Origin of the sequence: Sphingomonas aerophila (genome assembly GCF_014199305.1) — a bacterium.
GTDB lineage: Bacteria > Pseudomonadota > Alphaproteobacteria > Sphingomonadales > Sphingomonadaceae > Sphingomonas > Sphingomonas aerophila.
This window is the reverse complement of the sequence record NZ_JACIJK010000011.1, coordinates 86,791-110,489: the sequence shown is the minus strand read 5'-3', so window position 1 is coordinate 110,489 and position 23,699 is coordinate 86,791. Positions and strand designations below refer to the sequence as shown.

Sequence of the window (23,699 nt, the reverse complement as noted above, 5' to 3'; positions counted from 1 at the left end):
GCGATCTCCTTCGAAGCCTAAGCTGGCAGGGGGAAAGGCGGTCGCGGACTATCCCGGGACTACGGCCGTAGCTTGCAGCCCACCGGCACGCGCACGGGGCTACACCGAGCCATCGCCTTCTCGGGCAGTGTCACCTGGAAGCTGAGGTGGAGGGGATCAGGCGCGCCCGGATAATAGTCGGTGCTGACAGCCTGTGCACCGCTCGCCATCGCAGCCTTAGCCTTGGCAAGGTCGTGACGACGTGCCTCCACCGTATTAGCGTCGGTGCGCGTCCGAACGATGAAGCCTTCGCGCACCCAACGCGTGATCCGCTCGCCATCGACGATCGGGTCCTGGACGATTTGTATGGCGGACTCCGGCTGTTCGTCGGGGTACCAGCCGAACATGGCCCGGCCTGCCAGGGAGGGGTGGCCCGCCCGGTAAGCGTCCGAGACTTGAGGCCGCACGTCTAGCAGAACGAAGATGCGGCCCCGCGCCGCGTTCAGCGTCGGCCAGCCGCGCGTCCGGACCGCCTCCCGCAGGGATGCGGCTTTCCCGCGCACCTCGTCAGGCGTGATCAGGCGATTGCCGCGCAGCACCGAGCGGATTTCCCCGTCCAGCGAGTCGAGTAGCGCGGCGTTGTCGAGCGGCAGGGGCGAGGTGATCCCCGGACGCTCCGATGGCGTGTCGGCGGCATTGATAGTGATCATGATGGGCAGATGATCGGGATGCGACTGCGACCAACCATCCACCTCGCGCAGGCAGCGGACGAGCGTCACGCAGCCGCTGATGTAGTCGACGTCGGGGATGTGGAAGACCTTGAACCCCGGCCTGAGCATCGCGGCCCGGTCAAACCCGGTGCGTTCGCCTGCGGCCCGCGCCAACGCTTCCCCTTTCGGATTGGCGTAGCGGCCGCCGTCGGGATCGGCGAAGATGTCGATCTCGAGCTGGCGGACTCCCGCGTCTAGCTGCCTTGCGAGCGGCAGGTGATAGTAGTCGAGGCCGTCGGCAAGCCGCGGCTCAGTCTCGCGCAGCTTCGCCATGACCGCAGCGGGTATCTGGGACTTGAAGCTGTTGTGCGAGCCGACGACCTGGATGTCGTTCATCGCCTTGGGGGCACCCGCGCCAGCCGAGGCCAGCGCGGTTGCGAGCAGCAGCGCCTTCATCGATCAGAACTCCGTCCGGACGCCGAACAGGATCGTGCGGCCGTAGAAGTTTATCTCGCCATAGCGCAGCGGCAGGTCGCTGTAGCTGTATTGCTTGGCGCCGGCGATGTTGATCGCCTCCAAGCTCACCAGCGTCTTGTTAGTGACGCGGAACGAGATGTTGCCGTCGAGCGAGCCGAACGCGTCCTGGTAGGTCGGCGCCTGTGTCGTGCTGCCCGTGCCCGAGAGGTACTTGTCCCGCCATACATAGGACAAGCGCGCCGAAACGGGTCCGTAATCGTAGAAGCCCACGAGGTTGAAACTGTTCTTGGAAAGGCCGATCAGCTCGTCTTTGATGGGTCGGGCGCCCGCCGTGTAGTCAGCCTGCACCGAGGTATGAGTGTAGGATGCCTGGATGCCCAAGCCATCGAGCGGCTTGGGCAAGAACGTGAACACCTGGTTGTAGGAGGCCTCCGCGCCATAGACCTTGGCATTTCCGCCATTGACCTGAGTGCTAAGCAAGACGGTGCCGCGGCCCGGGATGTCGATGTTAACGTTCTGGGCGGTGATGTAGTCGTCCATGGCCTTGTAGAACAACGCGCCGGTCAGTGAGCCCCGGCGGTTGAAATACCATTCGAGCGAGCCGTCGAACTGAGTGGCCAGGAACGGCACCAGGTCCGGGTTGCCGCCGCTGGCGGTCGGCGCGTCGGTCGACACGCTGATCTGCGGCGAGCTCTGGGTCACGTTCGGTCGGGTGAGCACCCGGCTGGCGGCGAGCCGACCGACCAGGGTCGGGGTGAGCTCCGCGCGCAGGTTGAAGCTGGGCAGCCAGTTGTTGAACGTCTTGGGGAAGCTCGCCGGGGTGGGCACGGTGCCGAGCGTTAGCGTGCCGCTGGCGACCTGGTCGGTGTGCACGTAGCGCACGCCGATGTTGCCGGTGATGGCGGAGCCGAGCTCATAATCGGCTCGGACGTACGCGCTCGCGGTCTTCTCCTTGACCAGGTAGGAGGCGCGCAGGTCGCCCGCGGTCAGGGGACCATTGGCGATCGCGTCGGTGAACAGCTTATCGTAGAAAACGCCAGTGATCGGCACGATCCAGGTGCGCGGGCCATTGCCCGACACCGTGTCCAGAAAGTCGTCGAACGGGATCTGCTGGTAGCCGTTCGGCGCGAATGTATTCAGGGGCACCTCGCCCGGATCGACCGTGAAATCCCGGCGCGCATAGTCGCGCTTGCGCCAGTGGTACTCGCCCCCAGCTGCGATCCTGCTCAGGAAGCCGTCCATGGTATGGCCGACATCCAGGCGGGAGTAGAAGTCCCAATCCTTGCTGTTCTTGGGCGCGATGTTGAACGGGTATAGGACGTAGTTGGCGGGGTTGGTTACGTCGACCGGCGTGATGAAGGTCGGGATCCGCTTGTAGCCGCCCGACGTATCGTAGGTGAGCGGCCCGTTGAACTGTATGCGGCTGCGCACCGTCCCCTCGGCATAGCTCGGGTGGAAGCTGTGGGCGTAGGACCAGTTGACGTTGCCGGACACGTTCCAGCCTTCCGGGTTCCAGTCCTGCTTGAGCCCGACCGTGAAGAGGTCGTGGCGGTTGAGGCTGTACTCGCGGGTGCCCATGAACCGGACGTTGTTGATCGTCGCGCCGACGACCGTGTTGCCCTCGATCTTAGTCAAACCTGGAACGATTCTGGTGCCGGGATCGTCCGGATAGATGTCTAGCCCGAACTCGTCATAGGCGACGTCCAGCCGGGTTGCGAGCATATCGAGGGTGGTTAGCAGCTCAGGCGAGGGCTGCCATTGCGCGGAGACGAGGCCGGACACGCGCTTGCGGTCTTCGGTCTCGATGGTCGGACGCGTGCGGGTCGGCGTATAAAGGCCTGCGGGGAGGCCGCCGGCCGCGGCCGAGGTGAACTTGTTGAGGTTCCAGCTGGTGTTGTACCAACGGTCGTTGCGGACTTCCTTGCCCCAGTACTGGGCACCGGCGAGCAGGCCGAAGGTGCCGTCGGGGCTTTTCCAGCTGGTGATCGCGGTGGCATTCGGCTTCACCCTGTCGGTCATGGTCGTGTAGGTGCCACGCAGGTTCAGCGTCGTCTTGCTGCCCACTTCCAACGGGCGGAAGGTATGGACGTCGATGTTGCCGCCCAGCGCGCCCTCGGTCATGTCCGGGGTGGGGGTCTTCACCACGTCGATTTGCGACACGAACTCGGCGGGCAGCATCTCGAAGCGGAACTGGCGGCCGTTGGCGCCGCCATTCTCGATCAGGTCGTTGATCGCGACGGTGCGGCCGTTCAGAAGCGTGCTCTGAAACTGGGGTCCTAGGCCGCGGACGCTGACATACAGGCCCTCACCGCGGGGACGGGTGATCGCCACGCCGGTGACGAGCTGCAGCGCCTCGGCGACGTTCTGCGTCGGAAACTTGCCGATGTCGGTCGAGGCGATCGAGTCCACGCCAAAGGCTGCCCGGCGCTTGGTCTCCGTCGCGGCGGCAAGGCTGCGGGCGTAGGAGCCGGTGACGACCACATCCTCGGCGTCCTGCTGTTGAGTTTCGGCGGGCGCCGAACTCTGCTGACCCGTACCAAGCCCGGCGTCAACGGTCTGGGCCTGAGCGGGCTGTGAGATGCCCAGCGCGCCCAGCGTGAGCGGAAGCGTGGCCTGAAGCAGGCTATACAAGCGTGGCACGTGTTGATCTCCCCTTCGGCTTATATGCCGTTCGGTGAGGCAGTTATTGTCGATACGTTTCTTCGCGAGGACAGAAGTGTTACGGATTGGTGTCAATCCCAGCTAGCATTCGCACGCCGCGCGACGCGGCGGAGACTGACGTTGGGTGGAGTTTACGGTCGATGTGCCACGGGAGTCCTAGTTTCAGGCTGACCCGGACACTGCTGACCACGTTCGGACTGGCTGAAATTGCTCTCGCCGCTCGCGTCAGGTCTGTCATCATTCCGGAACAGCCGCGTAACATCGCTGTCACGCGCTGTCGGTACCGGCTCCATAAGCCAACGGCACCGTCGGCACGGGGGACATTACATGAGCAACCATTTCGCTGCGCGGCCTCGCTGCGCGGCCCTGATCGCGCGCACGCTGCTCACGGGCACTGCCATAGCGCTCGTGACGCAGCCCGCACTGGCGCAGCAGGAGCAGTCGCCTGCGCCCTCCAGCGCTGATGCCGGGCAGGGCGCGGGCCGGGTGAGCGGAACGATCAGCGATGCCGGGCGTGGCACCTATCTGGACGGTGCGTCAGTCGAGATACCCTCTCTAGGTCTGTCCGCGGTGGCCGATCGTTCGGGCCATTACGAGTTCCTGTCGCTGCCGGCCGGCACCTATGAAATGGTCGTCCGCTACGTTGGCTATCCCGACGTGCGCCAGCCTTTGACGGTCGCTGCCGATCAGCCCGGCATCGCGGACGTGGCAATGAACACCACCACCGAAGCGCTCGGCGACGTGGTGGTCACCGGATCGCGCCCGATCGCGGAATCGGAAGCCGCCGCTCTTCAGGCGCAGCGCACCAGCCCGTCGCTCGTTTCGGTGATTGCGTCCGACTCGATCGGCCGTCTGCCCGACCAGAATGTCGCCCAAGCTGTCAGCCGTCTTCCGGGTGTCGCCGTGCAGCGTGACCAGGGCCAAGCGCGCTACGTCAACCTGCGTGGTTCGCCGATCAACTGGACGACCTTGTCATTTGACGGCATCAACGTCGTGAGCCCGGAGGGCCGCGACGCGCGCTTTGACTCAATTCCGTCGGCGATCGCGTCGCAGATCGTGGTACGCAAGGCTGTGACTCCGGACATGACCGGCGAAACGATCGCGGGCAATATCGACATCATCACCCGCTCTGCTTTCGACTATCCCGGCGCCAAGCTGCAGGCCAAGGGTGGGGTCGGCTATGTCGAGCTCGGTAAGAAGACCGAATATGAAACCTCGCTCGTCTATTCCGATCGCTTCGAGACGGGCATCGGCGACTTCGGCCTGACTTCTTCGGCAAGCCTTTATCGCCGGCACATGGTCACCGACAATTTCGAGACCGATTGGGAAGCCGTCGAGCAGGACCGCCGGCCCGGATTTGAGAACCGAATCTGGGCACGCGAGACCGAGAACAAGCTGTATCGCCTGACCCGCCAGAACTACTCCCTCTCGACCCGTCTCGACTACCGGCCCGACAGCGACAATCGCCTCTTCGCTGAAACGATCTATTCGGCGTTTGAGGACGACGAGCAGCGCAGCAACTACATTTTCGACCTCGACGACCAGCAGTCGCGCACGCCTAACGGCACGACAGCCTGTGCCGCCAACCCGCTCCCTGCTTCCAACACGACCGGCTATGCGGATGTCTGCACGGGAAACGCGCCGCTACGGGGCACCGTGTATGGCATCGATCTGAACTCCAACTTCACCGTCCGTGCGTACAAACAATCCGTGTTCACCAACACGGTGGGTGGCGATCACGAATTGGGCGATTGGAAGGTCAACTGGCGCGGCAACTACACTCGCTCGATTGACGATCGAAGCCAGCCTGCACAGCTCAACTATGACTCGCCGGGCTTTGGCACCAATGGGGCGAGCGCGGGCAATCGCCTGACCGTCGGCTACGACTTGACCGATCCGCAGCTGGCGCGCGTGGAGCTGTTCCGGACGACGCGGGCCACCAACGGTGCACTGGGCCGCGGCGACCGGGTAACCTCGATCGAGGACTTCCCGCGCACCCTGTTGCGATTGCGCTCGCTGCGGGCGAAGGACGTGACCGACGCCTATACGGCGAAGCTCGACGTTTCGCGCGCGGTCAGCCTTTTCGACGCTCCGGTCACCTTCCAAGCGGGCCTGCGCTTTGACGATCGCACCAAGACTTCGAAAGAATATCTGCTGGACGTGAGCAGTGCCGCCACCTTCACCGCAGCAGGCATTTCGAACAGCTTCTCAGCGATCAGCATCCCCGGCGGCTTCCAGGGCGAGATCCCGCTCGGCTACACCTTCCAGTATTTCGGCCGCGACCAGATCATGGGGCTGGTCGACCGCGCGGCAACGGTTGCGCCCTATGCCTTCGTTCCTGCCAACTACTATGACGTGCAGGAGAAAGTGTATGCCGGTTACGCGATGGCAACCGCGACCGTGCCATGGGGCAGCATTATCGGCGGCGCACGTGTCGAGCATGTGCGCAACGACAGCCGAGCCTTCGCGATCAACGGCGCTACCAACGCGATCACGCCTGTTGAGGTGAAGGGCGATAGCACGCTGGTCTACCCCAGCCTTCACTTCAATTGGGACGTGAACAAGCGAATGCGCGCGCGCCTGTCCTTCAATACGGGCGCGGCCCGGCCCGATTACGACCAGCTTCGCCCCAACCTTACCTTTAACGACGCAAACCTGACCGTGTCGGGTGGTAATCCGCAAGCCAAGCCCGAAAAGGCTCGCGGCGTCGATCTGTACGTCGAATACTACACCCAGCCGCGCGGCTTCCTGTCGGTTGGTCTCTTCTACAAGGATGTGCGAGACGTCCTGTTCGACTTCACCGGCACGTTCAACAGCGCGGCGCTGAACTTCGGCGGCGTGGACCGGTCGCAGTACGTTTATTCGACGATCACCAATGGCGGCGATGGTGAGATCTATGGCCTTGAGGCCGCTATCCAGCAGCAGCTCGATCCGTTCGTGGCCGACCTCGGCCTGCCCGACTGGATCGGCGGCTTCGGCGTCCAACTCAACGCCACGCTGAACCACAGCCGCGCCACGACGCCGGATGGCCGCCGCGTCAAGCTGCCGGGCACGTCCGACGCGGTGTACAACCTGATCGGCTATTACGAGAGATATGGTTTTTCCGCTCGCATCTCATATCAGAACCGCTCGGCCTGGCTGGACGGCCTAGGCAGCTTCGCGGTCATCAACGGCGTGAACCGGGGCGTCGACGGCGGCGACTTCTTCTGGGCCAAGGATGACGAGCTCGATGCATCGATCCGCTACCAGCTCACGCCGAATGTGGAGGTGTATGGAGACTTCTCTAACCTGTTGGACGGCCCCGGCCGGCGCTACGTCGGCAGCAGCCAATATACGATCGAGCATGAAACCTTTGGCCGGCGTTATACCGGCGGTGTGCGGGTGACCTTTTGATGACCGATAAAATTCTTCGTCGACTGTTCGCTAGTGTCGCCCTGGCGGCGCTGGCGGGCGGCCCTGCGGCCGCACAAGGCCACCACGCGCGTAATGTGATCGTCTTCCTGGGCGATGCCGGCGGCGTGCCGACCATCAGCGCAGGGGGCATCCTTGCACATGATCGGCCGCAATCGTTGTTCATCCACACGATGCCGAATGTTGGGCTGTCCGACACGTCTTCGCTCGATAGCTGGGTGACTGACTCCGCTGCCGGCATGACGGCGATCATGACTGGGAAGAAGACCAACAACGCGATGGTGTCGGTGGTGCCGAGTGCCGCGAAAGGTGATGTGACCCCCGTCAAGACGCTGCTGGAATACGCCGAACAGCGCGGGCTCTCGACCGGGGTCGTCACCAACATGCCGATCTGGGATGCGACGCCCGCCGCCTGTTATGCCCATGTCGCCTCGCGCAAGAACAAGGACGATATCTTCCGGCAGATCCTTGCGCCGCGTTTCGGCAACGGCGTCGATATCCTGATCGGTAAGGGCCGTGCCGACGCGATCGCGTCGTTTGCGGCGCGCCAGACCACGGCCGAACAGGCGTTCACGGCGGCAGGATACCGGTTCAGCGACGATCCGGCGATCATGGGGCAGGCAGGCCGGGCAGCAGTGCTGCGCGATGCGGATTACGCGCCGACGCCCGCGGTCGAGGCGACGGTGCGCCAGCTTGCCCGCAATCCCAAGGGCTATTTCCTGATGGTCGAATGGGACATGCACACCGACAAGCTCGACAAAGGGCTGCGTCACGTCGTGGAAATGGACGACATGATCCGCCGGATCAGCGCCGTCGCGGGTAAGGACACGCTGATCCTGTTCACCGCCGATCACAGCTTCGGCCTGCGCATGGGCGGCGGCAAGCGAGGAACGCCGCTCGCACAGCAGATTGCGGAGGAAGCGGCCGAGCCGGGCGTTACGACGGCATCCAACCAAGTGGTAAGTGTCGAGGACGGCCACACCGGCGAGGAGGTGATCGCCGCCGCAACTGGGCCCGGTGCCGAGCGGGTGCGAGGCTTTCTCCCGAATACACGCCTGTTCGAGATCATGATGGCGGCTTTCGGCTGGAAAGCAGACAGCTGATGCCGAGCTTGCGCCGCTCAGGCTTGTCGCCGGGGCTGGCCTTCGTGCTGACGACCGGTTGCGCTACCATTACGCCCACAACCGGCCGGGGAGTGGACTGGGCGGCTATCGCGGCCGGCAATCCGGCGCCCATCGTCACCGCAGTAGGTGAGACAGAGGCTGTGGCGACGGCCAATGCCGATGCTGCCGATGACCCGGCAATTTGGCGCAACCCGGTCACGCCATCGGCCAGCCTCATCGTCGCGACCGACAAGCGGGCAGGGCTCAACGTATATGGACTGACGGGTCGGCAACGACACTTCGTCGACGCAGGACGCGTGAACAATGTTGACTTGATCGAAACGACCATCGCCGGCCGGCCGGGCGTGCTGGTTGCCGCGTCGGACCGCAACGACGTGAGCGCGGCCAAGGTGGCGCTCTATCGGCTGAATACAGCGTCGGCGCGTCTAGAGCGGATCGGCGCGGTGGCCGCTGGACCGGGCGAAGCTTATGGTATGTGCCTATCAAGCCATGAGGGCGAGGTGGATGCGTTCCTGGTCCTGAAGGACGGCACGATTCGGCAGGTCGCGCTCGACCTCGCTGGCGTGGTCCCGAGCGGGCGGGTGGTCAGGACCATGAAGCTCGGTACGCAATCAGAGGGTTGCGTGGTCGATCAGCGCAGCCAACGCCTTTACGTGGCGGAGGAGGATGTCGGCATCTGGCGGTTCGACGCCCGCCCGACTGGGAGCAGCGTACCTGTTCGGGTCGCAAGCGTCGACGGGCGGCAACTGGTCGCCGATGTCGAAGGCCTCGCGCTTGCGGCGGAGCCAGACGGTCGTACCCTGCTCGTCGCCTCGAGCCAGGGCGACAACGCGTACGCTCTCTTCGATATCGCGGATAATCGCTTTGTCGGTCGTTTCCGGATCGGCGCGGGTCGGCTGGGTGCGACCAGCGAAACGGATGGGATTGAGGTCGCGTTAGGCGACTTTGGGCCGGATTTCCCCAGTGGCCTGATGGTCGCCCAGGACGGCGACAACGCTCCGCGCACGCAGAATTTCAAGTTGGTCGACTGGCGCGCCGTCCAGCGCGTCCGGTGACGCAAAGGTCTCGATCGCACCTAGAAGACCGACTTCATCTCCGTGCCAGGCAGGGTCACACCTAGAATCCGGGCGATAGACGGCGCGATCGCGCGCATGTCGACCACGCCTAGGCTCCCGCGCTTCACCCCGGGCCCCGCCACGATCAGCGTGGACCGCATGGCCGGCTCCGAGGGAAGGTAACCGTGCATACCTTTGTATGTTGCAGGCTGGGCGACGGGAGCAGCCGGGTCGCGCCCGGTCTCGAAGCCGGGAGCCATTGCGATAAAGAAGCTGGCCTCACTCGCTCCACCCTGTTGAACTACGGCCGTTCGGTCTAGGATCCTGGTGATATGATAGGCCGGGTCGCTCGCCATTGTGTCGAGCATTTTGCGCACCCTGCTGACCAGGGCCGCGTCACTTGGCCGGGCCAGCCGGACCGCCGCAGAGCCTCCGGCCAGCCAGGGCATCGCCTCCCACGACGCGACTTTGCCGTCAGCACCGAGCGTGATCAGCCCGGCATCCAGAAAGGGCCTGAACAGGTTGATGTCGGTCGAGATCGGAAGAAAGCCATGGTCCGACACCAGCACAACGGTGATGTCGGGCATCGCTTGGCGGGCGGCCGCGACAAGGTCGCCCACCAGTGCGTCGGTCTGCTCGATCGCGGCGCTGGCTTCCGGCGATCCAGGACCGCCATGGTGCTCGGCATGATCTATCCCGGCCATGTAGACGGTAGTAAACTGCGGTTTGTCGGCCAACAGCGCTTTAGCAAACCGAACACGACCCGCATCGCCCCCGACGCTCTCGTCGATACCCTGCGGGTAAGGGGCGCCAACCTGCTTCTCTAGCCTGGCCACGAGGCCAGGGGTCGCCAGCGCCGCCAAGAGCTTTGGGTCGTCGGCGGTGCCCGTACGCCAGATCTGGGGCAAGTTAGCGTCGACCCCGGAAGCGCCCACCGTTACCGGCCAATGGACATTCGCCGTGCGAAGACCGGCCTTGTGCGCAGCCTGCCACAAGGTCTCGGCGCGTACATCGGCGGCGTACCAATACCAGCCGCCCTGGTTCTTGCCCTCGGGATCGAAGGTCAGATTATTGCCAATGCCGTGCCGTGATGGCGACACGCCCGTCACCAGCGTCGTGTGGCTGGGATAGGTGAGGGTCGGTAGCACACCAATGACGCCGTCGGCAGTTGCGCCTTCGGCTGCCAGAGCGGTCAGCGCCGGCAGCTTCAGCCCGCGTGCCTTCGCTTTTGCGACATCATCCGGCCGCAGCCCGTCGAGCGAGATCAAGATGACCGGAGAGGCCGCCACCGGTGATGCAGCCAGCAGCGCGGCGACGGCGGCCAGTATGGTAGACGAGCGCATGGTCAGAAGCCCCGGCGTAGCGTCACGAACCACTGGCGGGGCGCGCCGGCGAGCAAGGTCTGGTTGTCCCCACTGGCGGTGAAACCGTTGCTACCGATCGTCGATATATACTTCTTGTCCGTGAGGTTGGTCACGCTGCCCTCAATCGCCAGTCCTTCCAGCACGCCGCCGACATCACGAAGGCGGTAGCCGATGCTCGCGTCCACCAGCACTCGCGACCCGACCGACTGGTCGTTGAGGTAGCTGAAATAACGACGTGACATGTAGTCAGCGCCGACCCGCGCCAGAAAGCGGCGATCGTCATACACGATCTCGCCCTTGCCCATGTGTTCGGGCGTATCGACGACCTTCTTGCCCGCGGTTGCCGTCAGCACTGTGCCCGCGGCGTTCCTGACGTCGTCCTGATAGGTCGCCTTGTTGTACGAATAGCTGGCGAACAGCGTGAGCGGGGGCAGCACACGGTAGCTAGCGGCAAGTTCGCCTCCGTAGCTCTCGACGTCGCCGGCGTTGTTGAGCGTCGGTGGATTGCCGACGATGCCGGCGCCGTTGGAGAAGGTGAGCAATCGATTGGAGAAGTCGACATAATAGGCTACCGCCGATAGCTGGAGGCCACCGGTGCGAAGGCGAACGCCGCCCTCCGCGGTCTTTGACGTCTCGGGCTTCAGCGTTGACCGAATGGCATCGAAGCCGACCTGGGTCGTCGCAAACGGGCCGCTGGTCGCCGAGGAGACGAAAGCCCGCATGTTCTCGGTATAGCTCGCGAACAGCTCCGCCCCGCCGCCTAGGCGGAACAGCACGCCGACCTGCGGCAGGAACCAGTCGCGTGCCTCGATCCGGCCAGCGACCAGCGATCCCACCTTCAGGTTAGCCTGGTTGCGCACTCGCATGCCCTTCCAGCCGCCGTTCAGCGTCAGCCGGCCGAGGTCAAAGGTGTCGGCAACGTAGTACTGAAGCGTCTCAGTGTCGTACTTGCCATCCCATTGGGTGAAGAACGGGTCCGATTGGAAATCGCGGGCGTCGCGGTTGGGCGTGCTGTCGGCTGTCATACCGTAGAAGCGGCGCGCCTGGGTAAAGCTATTGCTCTCATACCAGCCGCCGACCTCGAGCCGGTTGGGCCCGGTATCAAGCGTGACGCGGGTGAGATTGCCCGCCCGGTCGATCCCGTATTCAGTTGTGCGGAAGCCGAGTGGAGACGCCGTGGTGATCGTCCCGCCATGGCCGTCCGGCGCACCAACGGGAGTATTCACGTACGGCGTGATCCAGGAACCCTGGCCCTTGTTGTGGTGGTAGTAGCTAGTCGACACGAGCGACAGCGCATCCGTCAGATGGGCGTCGAATGTGAAACCGCCCAACCAGTCGCGACGAACGCCGGCCGCGTCGAAGTACACGTCATCGACCGTTCCAATGCCGGCTGGCAACGCTAACCCCGCACTGGGGTAGGGGAGAGCCGCAGTGGCACTTGCCGCGCGAGCGTTCTGGTTCGCGTACACTCGGCCGATCTGCAGCGCGAGCGGATAGTCGTTGGTGATGTTGTCGTTGCTGAGGCCACGACGGCGAATGATGTCGTAGCTCAGATCCTGGTAGTCGTTCTCGCGCCGGTCGGAGAAGTTGACGAAGCCGGTGATGCTGCCGCGGTCGCCGATCTCCTTGACCACGCGGCCGTTCACCTGATGTTGGCGCTGCGTGCCATATCCCTTCCACTTATCCGTGGTGAGATAGCCGTAGCTCAAATAGCCCTTGAGGCCGCCGCCGAGATCGCCGCTCTCCGCCCGGACGAACGCGCGGATCGTGTCCTCGCTCCCGTACGTGCCCGATGCGACAAGATCGGCGGTATCGGATGGCGCCCGGCTGGTGAACTGGATCGTGCCGCCGAGATTGCTGGTCGACGCCGTCCCGAGCGCGCCTGCACCCTGCGCCACCGTGGTCGCCGCCAGGTTTTCGGAGATGCTGGCACGGCTGATATGGAGCCCGTTGACGTTTCCGTAGCTCATGTCGCCAAGTGGGATGCCGTCGAGAGTGAAACCGAGCTGGTTCTGGTTGAACCCGCGCAGCGATATGCGCGTCGACCATTCATAGGCGCCAAAGGCGTCGGACGATTGAAAGTTGACCCCGGGCAGCTTCGAGATCGCCTTCAGTGGCGAGGTTCCCGGCGTCAGCCGTTCCAGGTCAGCAGCGGTGACCGTCTGCACCTGGCGGCTTTGTCCGAAGCCGAGGACGACCACGTCTCGTTCGGCCGGTTGATCGGCCGGGCTATCGACCGAGGTTGAGGCTTGTTCGCTGGACGCCGTGCTCTGGGCCAGCTCTTGGGCCCCGGCTGCTTGCGCTGCAAGGATCGCCATTACGGCAACGCCGGTCAGCAGGACGCGCGACTTCATCTTCTTCCCCCGAAGGGCGTAGCGCCCCGGGGGGCGTTGGTGACGGTCTCGCGTTACAATGCAGCGACCGCTTCGCGTCTCCTTGATGACGATCGTGCGCCGAGCTGCGTAAAGGCATTTATGCTTCGACCACTTCGCCTTTTCAGGCTTCCAGAGCGGTTAGGGGTCTTCGGAAGTCGCCGCCATGACGAATCGCAGGTCAGCGATCACGAGCCCTGAACGCTCCGAAGCGAAGGCTGCACATGAGGTCAGCTTCCCCAGCAGGCGAGCAGGCGCTATCGCAAGAGCGACCAATCCGGGAGCTTCAGCCGATGCCCTTTCAGAGCCCATGGCAGCATACTCGTAGCAGCAGCGTCGCTGACGATATCGATTTCGAGATCAAGGGCGAGGAGCTTCAGTTCCTGGAGATCGAGCTGGATCCGGGCGAGAGCGCCGTCGCAGAGGCTGGAGCGTTGGTGTGGAAAGATGCCAGCGTGGATATGACCACTGTGTTCGGTGACGGATCAGGCGGGGAGGGTAGCGGCTTCATGGGGAAGCTGCTCGGTGCCGGAAAGCGGCTGGTGACCGGCGAGAGCCTGTTCACGACCGTGTTCACCCATCATGGAAGGGGCAAGGCGCGCGTTGCCTTCGCTTCGCCGACGCCTGGCGCCATCCTGCCGATCCGCCTGCCGGATGTCGGAGGTCAACTGATCTGTCAAAAGGACGCCTTCCTTGCGGCGGCGAAGGGTGTGCAGATCGGTGTTCACTTCCAGCGGCGGGTCATGACTGGCCTGTTCGGTGGTGAGGGCTTTGTCATGCAGAAGCTCGAAGGCGACGGCTGGGTGTTCGTCCAGATGGGAGGAACCGTCGTGGAGCGCGAACTGGCGCCCGGCCAAGAGATCCATGTCGACACTGGCTGCCTTGCTGCCTACACCCCAAGCGTCGAGTTCGACCTTGTTACAGCAGGTGGCGTGAAGAGCGTTCTGTTCGGCGGTGAGGGTTTGTTCTTCGCCCGACTGGCCGGGCCGGGCAAAGTATGGATCCAGTCATTGCCCTTCTCGCGCCTGGCTGGCCGGATGCTCGCAGCGGCGGGCGGCTATGGCGGTCAGAACCGGGGTGAAGGTTCCGTGTTGGGCGGCCTAGGGAATCTGATTGGTGGCAACGAGTAGCGTGTACTCGGATTCTACTACTGATCGAACTGATCGGCCCTTAGCTATGGCCGCGGCTCTGATAGGCTGATCTGTAAACCCTCAGAGTCGGTCGGCGGCCCAGCCAATTGCGGCGCCAGCCACTGCTCGGGCGCCCGATGCAATGATCAGGAGCGCACCCAATAAGATGTAGCCCCAGAGCGCCATTGGAGGTCGCATCGTCGAGCTCATTCAGCGCTCGACGGCTCCGGCGAACAATCGGTTCAGATAGGCTGCCAATCTGACTCCGCCCTGTTCGAGCCTGAGCTCCATTTCGCCGGTGTGGGCGTAAACATAGCCGTAAGAGAGCGAGGTATCGCCGACTGATGGGTAGATGCGGTCGCGCAAGGCCGCACTTTCCGCAATCCAGGCAGTTGGATCGGGTACGGACCAACTCTTCGCGAGCGCTGGCGTGATCCGGGCGCCTAACCAGTCGGCCATCTCCGAGTAGGATAGCTGCTCCTCACCGATTAGCCCTGAGTCCCAGAGCGCATGCAAGTTCGTAGGGCGGCCCATAAAGGTCACCTTTGTGTCATTGCCGCCCTTGTCGGTGCCGTTGCCCGCGTGCAACGGCTGATGCAGGTCGCCGACGATGTGGATCACGAAGCGGAGCGCGAGTTGCTTGTCGACCTTCGACGCATTGGGGTCCCGAATGACGGCCGAGAAATGCTCTAACGCCGTAAAGGCGTTGCCCTCAGCCGGTGCGCCCACCTCCGCATAGGCCTTGCCCGCTGGCACGGTCACGTAATGCCAAGGACTAGCGGTATGCTGCCAAAAGTCGCTCGGATCCGAGCGCATGAAATCGGGCCAGTTCGACGCTTCGGCCATGGTCTCGGCCCCGAGGATCCGCTTCACGCCCGCCTTGGCCGGTACGGAGAGGTACGGCTCAGCGAGCTTGCCGATGACGCGGTGCCCGGTCTTGCCCCAGGCCAGTGCAGGGACGGGCGTTAGGGCTGCAGCCAAGGCCAACAGAGTATCAAAGGAGTGACGCAGCATGGTGCCGCTATAAGGCGAAACACTGCAATGGTATGACAAGGGTCGACTTAGCGCGGATCACCTGTTCGGGTCGCGCCTCACGACCCCTTAATGAGCCATTGGTGTCGTGAAAGCCTCCAGTCGGCCAGCATGTCATCGCGCTGACACAGCATTGAGCTAGCAGGGCCGCCATGGTCGGAGATGCTGCTGTGAAGAGTGCCAGCCCCTTTATCGCGGACGAGCTAGTAGCCTGTGTGGCAAGCGGCGTACCCGCGACCTGCGACCAGCTCACCCACCTGGCTGCCCGCATCTGGGCGGAGAGCGCTCGGCACCGTTCTGCTTTCTCCTGGGGGGAATTGCCGGTGGGCGCGGCAGACCGCGTGTTTGCGTTGCGATCTGCGGCGCTCGCTCTCAACGGCGCCTGATCAGCAGGCCCCTTGTCCGACATAGGTACAAGACGTTTGAAGGATCAGCTGTCATAAAGGCGTCATGTCGCCTGATGACTCGTGGACCGTTGCTCGCCGAGTTGAGCCTGAACTAAAAGCCCAATGGGGGTTGTACTCTGTGCGGCATGACCGGTGGCTCGACATGGTGTTCAGCAGTGAGCAAGAAGCCGCGCAAAGCCTGCGTATCCTATCCGGCAAGACTAAGGGTCTTCTCTGGTGAGTATCGCTAGCCCGTGGGCTGCCTCAGAGCAGACGCACCGCTTAGCGTAGGCGGCAACCAGCCCTGAACTCGGCGATGGGAGGGAACTGCCGGGGCTGAAGGAGGGAGGACCGAATAAGGGGTCGCGCTCGCGTTATATCTTCACCAGAAAGGCTTTGCATCTACCCACTTCCGATAAGCCCGCTCGGCCTTAGCCAGAAAACTCCCGCGGTGCCCGGGGGGCGAGAAATCATTTACCTTCAGTCCAACACGGGCGACCAAGGCGGGTGCGGTCGCGACGTCGTTAAGCTCGCCAAGGTGGTCCTGCAGAGCTTCCACTCGTTTGAGAAAAGCCCTGAAGCGCTGGCGTGCCTCTTTCCCCGCATACAGCGATTCAAAGAAGCCGGCCGCGTAACGCAACTTCTTACCCAGGATACGCACACGATGGCGTTCCGCGTCGTCAAGCCGGGTCAGGTCGCGCCCGCGGCGCTTCAAGCGTCGGCGTAGCCGTCCCAACACTTGGGCGGCGAAGAGGTCCGCGCGCTCATTTACCGTTTCTGGCTTTACCGGCTGGGTCCGCCACTCACCCAGGATGGCCCATTCGACCAAGTCTAGAAACAGATCCCTCGCACGTTGCGAGTCCAGAGCCGCCAAGGCTTCCGAGTAGGCAATCCTGTGCGCGGCGACGATCGCCTCGTCGGGTTCGTCGCCTACTCGAGCCACGAGAACGTCCAGATCGCGGGCCTCGCCGAGCGAACCCGCAAGCCAGCGCAGCTCGCCCGCAAGGTGCTCAAATTTAGCGTCGGCCAGGATCGGCTTGAACAGGGAAAGAGCTGATCGCAAGCGACGCAACGCCACGCGAGCCTGGTGGAGAGCGGCGGCTTGCGGGTCGCGCCGAAGAATGTCCTCGTTCAATCGAAATTGGCGCAGGCACGCATCCGCGATACTTGCGAACGCCTCTGCTGCAGTTGCGTCCGACCTCAGTGTGAGGCGTTCGGCTTTTACCGAGGCTGCGCTCACGGTTTCGAGCAGTCGATAACCGCGCTGCCCCTTCGTCAGGACACCGACTCGCAAGGGGAGATCGCGCCCAAGATCGCGAGCTAGTCCGAACAAGGCGGCTGGGCGCCCCCGTTTCAACTCCAGTTCGACTTCTGACACGGCAGTGCTGCGGCCCGCCGCTGACACTGCGCCCACGTCTGCAACTATCTCGATGATCGCCCCTCCGTGCTCAACATTCCACTGGCGACGGGCAACCGCGACCGTGAACACAGGGATTATGTGCGCCAGGACATCGCCGGATATCAGCGCATGCAGGGGCGAGGCCGCGTCCAGTTCTGGTGCCGGCCCAGCAACGTCGTGTTCCCATTCCGAACGCGCGAACATGCCAACTGCCGAGCTGGCATTTGCCTTGATAGTTTGAACGTATTGCTCACCTGTGCGCCGCACGCGTAACGATGCGCCGGCGGCTCGAAGATCCTGGCCGGGCGTATCGAAATAGGTCGCAAACAATCCGCGGTCCTGAGCGGCGATGCCGCTCAAAGCACGACTTGCGGCAAAGTCGTTCAGATTTCCTGTAGGGAGGTCGAGTTTCAGCTCGACCTCAACATCTTCACCCGCTGACACGTGACCCGGCAACTCCAACTTATCCCTGCAAGAGAATAACTAACGAGGCTGGATCGATCCACTCCGTGGTTTTCAACGTCGTCGGGGGCTGCCGGGCGGGTAGTCGGGCCGGGATCGTCTAATGAGTCAGCTGGTCAGCTGTGTCATCCTTTGCCCGGCCCTGATCGACTCGTCTTCGCACAAGCCCGGTGCAAGCACTACGCCACTCGGAACGAAGCAGATGATCGTTGAGCCATGCTCGAACCACCCCATCTCCGCCCCTTTACCAAGCGTGACGTTTAGCGCGCGGCGTTTGGGGCTGGGCGCGCGTGCCATTGCACCGGTGTCGGCGAAGTTCAGGCGGATGCTGGCGACCAGGATCGCTGCGATGGTGACGATAAGCATCCAACTCGCGCTTCAATAATGACGCGCTCGTTTCGGCAGAACAGGCGCGACTTGTCAGGCTTGTAGGCCCTGCTCGTTCGCGCCGACGGCTTTGTCGCTCAGGCAAGCGGCAAAAGCACGGACCGCCCTGAGGTCGCCCGAGCTTTGTCATGATGGCTAAGCTGTGAGCGAGGTTACCAGGAGTCCAAGTCATTCAGCGGGCGTGGCGTAGCGGGCGAGACTGGCCATAGTTCAAGATGAACAAGCGTCCGCTTTCGGGATGCGGCAATTGTTGCTGAGCGTCCGGCTTTGGGTCGGTGCGGCCGCCGGGGAATTGAATACGCCCCGCCTGCCCGAGAGTCGGACCAAGAGCTCGTATCCTGATTGCCGCTCTGCGATCTGGTCCATCGCAGCCTCTGGCGCGACGTCCTGGCTCACTTCTTCAATGTCACGGGCAACCTGTTGCTGGATCCCGAGCCGATCAGCACTTACGTCGATCGGTTAAGCCATTGTTGTGGGCACAGGCTAAGATAACAACTTAATTTCAAGGTGTAATTTCGCGCGCTTGTCTGCCGCTGCCGGCATCCGGTTCTGGCTTTCGAGCATTAAGGTAGAGTTCGCGATGGAGTTAGGCAGAGCGCATCACCTGATTACCAAGTTCCTGCCGCCATGCGATGCTGGCGCTCGACCTCCGCCGCGCTGGTGCTTGGGCGGGGGTGGTCGGCCCTCGGGACTGGTCCGGCCGGTACCCAACGCGTGACAATGACGCCTTTTGCGCCAACTTGTTGGTCAAGCAGCCGTAGTGCGCCCGGCAGTGTGCCATCGCCAAAGAGGCGCTTGCCCACGCCGAGCACGACGGGAAAGGTCATCAGCACCAGCTCGTCGATCAGTCCGGCAGCGAGCAGCGGCGGGTAGAGCGTCGAAGACCCCTGGATGAGCAGATCGGGGCCTGCGCTCTCCTTCAGCGCGCTAACCGCAGCGATGCTTTCAAGGCGGTAGCTGTTAGCCCAATCGAGCGGCTGGTCACCATGGGTCAGGACATGCTTGTCGGCCGCTGTCAGCGCCTCGCCCATGCCGGCCATCTCACCCTCGACGAACGGCCAGTATGCCGCGAATATGTCGTAGGTCCGCCGCCCGAGCAGCAGCGCATAGGGCGGATCAAACAGGTCTGCGAGCACCGGATCGATCACGTCGTCGCCGACACCGAAGACCCAGCCGCCTTGGTCGAAGCCGCCGGTCGGGTCCTCGGTCGGTCCTCCGGGCGCCTGCACCACGCCGTCGATCGATGTGAACGCCGCACCGGTCAGCTTGCGCATACTAGATCCTTCCTCATTGTCCCTCGGGCAGATAGCTCATCAGATACCCCGGATCGAAACTCGCTTCGTGAGTCAGCCTCGCCCAATCTGTGATTGTGACGGTCTGACGCTGGAAAAGCACCAGTCTGTCCTCCCGGAGCGCCCGAAGCGTTCTATTCACGTGCACGTAGGTGAGACCCAGGATGCTAGCGAGCTGATGCTGTTTCATCGGCAAGTGAAAGAATCCGGTATCCATGCCAGGCGGCAAACCCTGCCGGACGGCAAGTTCGCAAATTAAATGGCAAAGACTCTGCCTTGCATCGCGACTGCCCAGGCTGACGATCCGCTCGTTCAGGATCAGCACGCGACTGGACGAATAACGCCAGAATATCCCGATCAATCCCGGGTGGCGCTGCATCGCGTCGATGAACGCGCCACGAGCAACCGCGAATACCCTGCTCGGGGCTAGTGCCGTCAGACACAACGGCCCTGACGCCAGGATCAGGGTGTTCAGGTCGCACAGATCTCCTGGCACGTGTAGCGCGGTGAGCTGACGTTCTCCCTCCACCGTGTCGTAACAGCTGGCCAGCAGACCATCCACGACGACCAGGATGCGTTCGGAACTGGATGAGATCCCGTCCGCGAAGTCCAGGTTGGCTGGCGCGTCCAGAAAACGCCCCGGTAGAGAGCGCAAGGTCTGCCTCTCTGGCTCCGACAAAGGGCCAAGCCTCTCAAGCTGCTCGACAAAGCGGGTAAGCGCCAAGTTAGACCTCCCCAGATTTGTTTTCCGAGAGAGTGCCTTATCTTCGCACACCGCACAACGAGTGCCGGCAACCGTCGACAATTCGAGCTGGCGCAGAGAAACTCACCTTGACGCTCGAAGATCGGCGCTGATGCGATCAGACGGTTTGGGGTTACCCGCGGGGCCGGATCACTCGGAGCAAGACCCACCAGCCAACGAACAGGGCTACAACGCAGATCAAGATAGCTGGCGCGACACGCTCCACTGCCGTCCTCCCCTAAAATTCGCCCGTGCTACGACCTGTTATTGGCCGCATGCTTGGCACCCCTCCCGAAGGTATACACGAGCGCAGTGGAATAGCTGTACCTTGATCGAGATTATCGCTGCGAGCGTACCTACTTTGGCACACCGGCGTCATGCTTGATCCGAAGCACTTACCGGTCGCACCATTCTGCTCGCCGCGGAAGACATGTTCACAGGCGAGTACGTGCGTGAATGCCTCTGCGGCTCTGGCGCGCGGGTCATCGGTCCTGCTCCAACCGTGAGGTAATTCGCGGAACTGATCGAAGGTGGAGAGGAGATCGACTGCTCACTCATCAGCCTCACCCTCGCCGGCCGATCACTGGAGCGTAGCGGTAAAAAGCTCGTGGCATGCAGCCGCAACCGACCGCAGATCCTCTTCGGACGTCGGGTCGGACAGCATCTCACGTACAATGTGACGTACAACCCTGCCAGGGCTGCCTAGCTGCGCGATCAACGCCGCAGCCTGTTCGTATTCCACAGAAGCACTCCTGAAATCGCCCGCAGAGCAACTGTCGCTGTATGCCGGGCAAGACATGAACCCGGTTCGGCAGTTAAGGGGCGGTGGTGCAAATCTGGTGAGCGGTGGAGCCCAAGCAAGACCCGCCGAGCCGTCACGGCAGCGACGCGGGCAACCTAGCCGGGGCGAAACTACGTACTGGCCGAAAGTCACCTTCGATGTGGAGTGCATTCGAAGCCAGCGTTAGCTCGACTTATGCCACGCTTCGATATCCACATTGATGACGGCGAGCTAACCGGCTCAGGGGTGGGCTGCACCTTCCCTGATATGGATGCAGCCGTTGCAGCGACGGTTCATGCCGCATCCCTCAAGGCCGAAGAACGGGCCTTGTGTGGGCACCGTGCCCAGCGACTTGTCTGTGAGGTGCTGGAGCACGGCACAAAGAACCGGCGACACTTTGACGTGGTTCTGCGCGCCAGCATCCCCTGATGGCGGAGATCATACTCCGCTGGCTTGTGGTGAGTACGGTAGGCGGCGAATGGCAGAGGTGAAACGCGGCACTCGCGGTCGGCCACGCTCGCGGGATCCACGAAGCTATGGCTTACCCCGATCCTGATACCCTGCGGCTCGTGGCCAACATGGCCCGGATGTGTGCCCGACTGCCTGTGCTTGGAGACCCGAGGCCCGAGCTCGCGCGGTATGGTGCCCAGCGTGCCCTTGAGCAGTTCGCAGCGGACCTGGAGGCGACTGCCGCGAACGTGGAACGACAGGGACCTGGCGCTGACGACGAGAGCTCGTGAGAGCCAATCAAGATCAGGGGAAACCGGCGACGGCTTCTAGCACGCTCGCTATGCTGCGGATTGCCTCCATCATCCCCGGTTTGAGCCTGAGCAGCGCCAAGCCTGGTTCGACGGATTCAGCGAGGGCCGGTGTGAGCTTAAGCGAAGAGACGGGAGGTCTGTCGCTCAAGGAAAAAAGGGCGGCGGGAACCAGTCGCCGCCCCAGTATGCGATTGGAGCTTCGGTGACACAATGATGGCCCGATATGGTTAATAAAGTGTTACGGCGAGCTGCCTCAGCTGCTCAGAAGTCCAATATTCGAATCGGAAGCCAACCTCGCGGTGCGCTTCGGGCCTAAAGAGTACCCCCGCCGATGCGCTCGGCGATCAGGGCCCTAAGCTGCTTCTTGAACGTCTCGCTCTGGAGGTGGCTGTCTACCCCATCACACCGTTCTCGCTTCAGCGTGCGGCGGATATCGTCAACCGTGCGCACCGTGCCTGACCTTGCCAGATCGAGCGCGCGCTCGACGGCACTGGGGGCACTCACAGCTCGATCCCTCGCCGTTCGCACTCGCCCGCCAGCAGGTCGGCCACATCGCGATCCGGCATTCCCTCAGCGTCCCGGTAAGCTCGACGCACATCGTCGTCGGCCATGGTGGCAAGCTCGCGTTCGAGCGCCAGGACATCGTCGTCGGTCATGCCGGTTAGCCTAGCTGGTTCGGTGAGGTGGGCAAGGCGGGATCAGCGTCTAATCGGACGTATCCCGGCCAGCATTTGTTGTGCAGGCACCCAAGCTATAGGCCTGCGCTGCAAGAAGGAGTGGCTACCCGAACGCTCTGCCGCCCGGGGCATGAAGGAGCGACAGGGCGAGCGGCTCGCAAGCTGTCCGGATTGCGCGGCTAGACCCTAATGACTTGTGCACGCGACCGTTCCGGGCCGAACGAGGGCCAAGATCATTACAGAAATCCTCTAGGTGCGTTCACGTCGGGCGCTCGTGACCGCAAAGCCGCGGAGCACGTCCAGCTCGATCATACGCTGCCTGAACGGCGCGTTCTCACCTTCCATGCCCTCGACTCCCGTCCGTCGCTGCTCAGACCAAACTATTCGAACGGATCACCTCACGGTTCCTGTTTTCGGAACGCCGTTGGTTTGAGCCTTCGGCGTCAAGCAGAATTGAGAACGTTCTTAACCTTTGCTGGTGCGAGGTGCACGTCTCCCGATCGGCTCTGAACGCCCTTGGATCGGCTGGGCCGGTGAAAAGATAATGGATCAGCATCTCTCCAGCGTCTCGTCAGGATCAAGAGCCGCGGGGCACCTAAGCCTCTCCTGACCGGCGGCTAGTCCGGCCCACTCAGGAGGGTGACCATGAAGCTGAATTTGCTTGGCGGTGCGATCGGCGCGGTTCTCATGCTCGGCAGCACCTTCACACCGGCCCACGCACAAGAGAAAAGCGCACCGACCTTGGCCGCATGGTCGAGCCGGGTATTCGACGACCTCGGCAAGGTCACGAAGTACCCAGCGTCGATCGGCAACCTGCCAACGCCCGAAGGGGTGGTAGCGGTCAAGTTCAATTGCAGCGAGAGCGGCGCTCCGGAGAACGTGACGCTCATCGAGAAGTCCGGCCATCGCGATCTCGACAACGCTACGCTGAGGGCGGTGCGGCGGATCGCAACGCTTCACCCGCTTCCCGCGGGAATGAAGCATCAGCAGGCGATCATCATCCGTGTCCTGTATTCCAACTCGGAGCAGGATACGCGCCGCAAGCTGGCCAAGCTGCAGGCTGACGCTGCCCGGAGCAACGCCTGGTTCGGCCGGAGCAGTTCAGCAACAGCGGCGCTCGAGGTTGTACCTGCTGGCGGATAGGCCCGCGCAGAGACGGATGGCTGACCGGACCAGTTCACATCTCCAGCCGCAAAGCAGCTGAAGAGGGTTGTGCTGCCGCTTGCGATCGCCCTCGCGGAGCAAAGCACGTTTTCGTGCGGGTTGCTTGTCGGCCGATAGGGACTGTCGAGCGACAAACCGGCGTATTCGGGGTGTAGTACCACGTTGTCCGGCCCTCGTAATGCGCGCCCACCCGCTGCGGCATCCCTGGACCGAATTCTGGTGCCGCGTCGCCGCCCCGCGCTGCGGCCATCAGGCCTGCATGCTGAGAAGAACCGGCCATGATCGCCTTTCCTATCCAGGCGGAAGCAGTGGCACTGATCCGATGATTGAAGG

Annotated in this window: 18 protein-coding genes; 7 read left to right on the top strand and 11 right to left on the bottom strand. The window is 63.1% G+C overall.

Features of this window, described 5'->3' with window-relative positions; genetic code table 11:
• Positions 1–59: 59 nt before the first annotated feature.
• Entirely contained in the window at positions 60–1,145 is a 1,086-nt protein-coding gene (locus tag FHS94_RS16475; RefSeq protein WP_184059884.1) for a Ca2+-dependent phosphoinositide-specific phospholipase C, read from the bottom strand.
• A gap of 3 nt (positions 1,146–1,148) precedes the next feature.
• Positions 1,149–3,806 (bottom strand): TonB-dependent receptor, encoded by a 2,658-nt coding sequence (locus FHS94_RS16470; protein WP_343055328.1) that lies wholly within the window; start codon positions 3,804–3,806, stop codon positions 1,149–1,151.
• A gap of 348 nt (positions 3,807–4,154) precedes the next feature.
• Here FHS94_RS16470 and FHS94_RS16465 point away from each other — a divergent pair, with 348 nt between their 5' ends.
• From FHS94_RS16465 to FHS94_RS16455, 3 genes are read left to right on the top strand one after another with little or no spacing between them, the layout of a single operon-like run.
• The gene (locus tag FHS94_RS16465; protein WP_184059882.1) at positions 4,155–7,220 is read left to right on the top strand and encodes a TonB-dependent receptor; all 3,066 of its coding nucleotides are present in this window, start codon (positions 4,155–4,157) and stop codon (positions 7,218–7,220) included.
• Positions 7,220–8,341 carry an alkaline phosphatase gene (locus FHS94_RS16460; RefSeq protein ID WP_184059880.1) on the top strand — a complete coding sequence of 374 codons (1,122 nt, stop codon included), beginning with the start codon at positions 7,220–7,222 and terminating at the stop codon, positions 8,339–8,341. Before FHS94_RS16465 ends, FHS94_RS16460 begins: the two co-directional genes overlap by 1 nt.
• Positions 8,341–9,417, top strand: a complete 1,077-nt coding sequence (locus tag FHS94_RS16455) for a phytase (protein ID WP_184059878.1) — start codon at positions 8,341–8,343, stop codon at positions 9,415–9,417. The genes FHS94_RS16460 and FHS94_RS16455 overlap by 1 nt, the downstream gene beginning before the upstream one ends.
• Before the next feature lie 20 nt (positions 9,418–9,437).
• Here the strand turns inward: FHS94_RS16455 and FHS94_RS16450 are convergent, their stop codons facing one another.
• Both FHS94_RS16450 and FHS94_RS16445 read right to left on the bottom strand, forming a co-directional pair.
• Positions 9,438–10,760, bottom strand: a complete 1,323-nt coding sequence (locus FHS94_RS16450) for an alkaline phosphatase family protein (RefSeq protein ID WP_184059876.1) — start codon at positions 10,758–10,760, stop codon at positions 9,438–9,440.
• A 2-nt stretch (positions 10,761–10,762) separates the two neighbouring features.
• Complete coding sequence (locus FHS94_RS16445; protein ID WP_246348681.1) at positions 10,763–13,135, bottom strand: TonB-dependent receptor domain-containing protein; 2,373 nt, start codon at positions 13,133–13,135, stop codon at positions 10,763–10,765.
• A gap of 311 nt (positions 13,136–13,446) precedes the next feature.
• Between FHS94_RS16445 and FHS94_RS16440 the strand changes: the two genes are divergently transcribed.
• Positions 13,447–14,283, top strand: coding sequence for a TIGR00266 family protein (locus FHS94_RS16440; protein ID WP_184059874.1), 837 nt, complete (start codon positions 13,447–13,449; stop codon positions 14,281–14,283).
• Positions 14,284–14,493: 210 nt separating this feature from the next.
• Here the strand turns inward: FHS94_RS16440 and FHS94_RS16435 are convergent, their stop codons facing one another.
• Positions 14,494–15,264 (bottom strand): S1/P1 nuclease, encoded by a 771-nt coding sequence (locus FHS94_RS16435; RefSeq protein WP_343055327.1) that lies wholly within the window; start codon positions 15,262–15,264, stop codon positions 14,494–14,496.
• A gap of 203 nt (positions 15,265–15,467) precedes the next feature.
• Here FHS94_RS16435 and FHS94_RS16430 point away from each other — a divergent pair, with 203 nt between their 5' ends.
• Positions 15,468–15,701, top strand: a complete 234-nt coding sequence (locus FHS94_RS16430; RefSeq protein WP_184059871.1) for a hypothetical protein — start codon at positions 15,468–15,470, stop codon at positions 15,699–15,701.
• A 382-nt stretch (positions 15,702–16,083) separates the two neighbouring features.
• Here the strand turns inward: FHS94_RS16430 and FHS94_RS16425 are convergent, their stop codons facing one another.
• The 4 genes from FHS94_RS16425 to FHS94_RS16410 all read right to left on the bottom strand — a co-directional run bounded on the left by FHS94_RS16425 (position 16,084) and on the right by FHS94_RS16410 (position 19,965).
• Positions 16,084–17,544, bottom strand: coding sequence for a CHAD domain-containing protein (locus FHS94_RS16425; protein WP_184059869.1), 1,461 nt, complete (start codon positions 17,542–17,544; stop codon positions 16,084–16,086).
• 126 nt (positions 17,545–17,670) lie between these two features.
• Positions 17,671–17,928 carry a phosphatidylserine decarboxylase gene (locus FHS94_RS16420; RefSeq protein ID WP_184059868.1) on the bottom strand — a complete coding sequence of 86 codons (258 nt, stop codon included), beginning with the start codon at positions 17,926–17,928 and terminating at the stop codon, positions 17,671–17,673.
• A 629-nt stretch (positions 17,929–18,557) separates the two neighbouring features.
• A complete protein-coding gene (locus tag FHS94_RS16415) occupies positions 18,558–19,223 on the bottom strand; it encodes a dihydrofolate reductase family protein (protein WP_184059866.1) in 666 nt (221 codons plus the stop codon).
• 13 nt (positions 19,224–19,236) lie between these two features.
• Positions 19,237–19,965 carry a Crp/Fnr family transcriptional regulator gene (locus tag FHS94_RS16410; RefSeq protein WP_184059864.1) on the bottom strand — a complete coding sequence of 243 codons (729 nt, stop codon included), beginning with the start codon at positions 19,963–19,965 and terminating at the stop codon, positions 19,237–19,239.
• 994 nt (positions 19,966–20,959) lie between these two features.
• Between FHS94_RS16410 and FHS94_RS16405 the strand changes: the two genes are divergently transcribed.
• On the top strand, positions 20,960–21,193 hold the full coding sequence (locus FHS94_RS16405; protein WP_184059862.1) for a DUF6894 family protein: 234 nt from the start codon (positions 20,960–20,962) through the stop codon (positions 21,191–21,193).
• Positions 21,194–21,837: 644 nt separating this feature from the next.
• On the opposite strand, the gene FHS94_RS16400 is transcribed toward FHS94_RS16405, so the two are convergent.
• Positions 21,838–22,029 (bottom strand): hypothetical protein, encoded by a 192-nt coding sequence (locus FHS94_RS16400; protein ID WP_184059860.1) that lies wholly within the window; start codon positions 22,027–22,029, stop codon positions 21,838–21,840.
• Positions 22,026–22,181: a hypothetical protein gene (locus tag FHS94_RS16395; protein WP_184059858.1), complete on the bottom strand. Its 156-nt coding sequence runs from the start codon at positions 22,179–22,181 to the stop codon at positions 22,026–22,028. The genes FHS94_RS16400 and FHS94_RS16395 overlap by 4 nt, the downstream gene beginning before the upstream one ends.
• Before the next feature lie 666 nt (positions 22,182–22,847).
• Here FHS94_RS16395 and FHS94_RS16390 point away from each other — a divergent pair.
• Positions 22,848–23,345, top strand: coding sequence for an energy transducer TonB family protein (locus tag FHS94_RS16390; protein WP_184059856.1), 498 nt, complete (start codon positions 22,848–22,850; stop codon positions 23,343–23,345).
• The last annotated feature ends 354 nt before the right edge of the window (positions 23,346–23,699 follow it).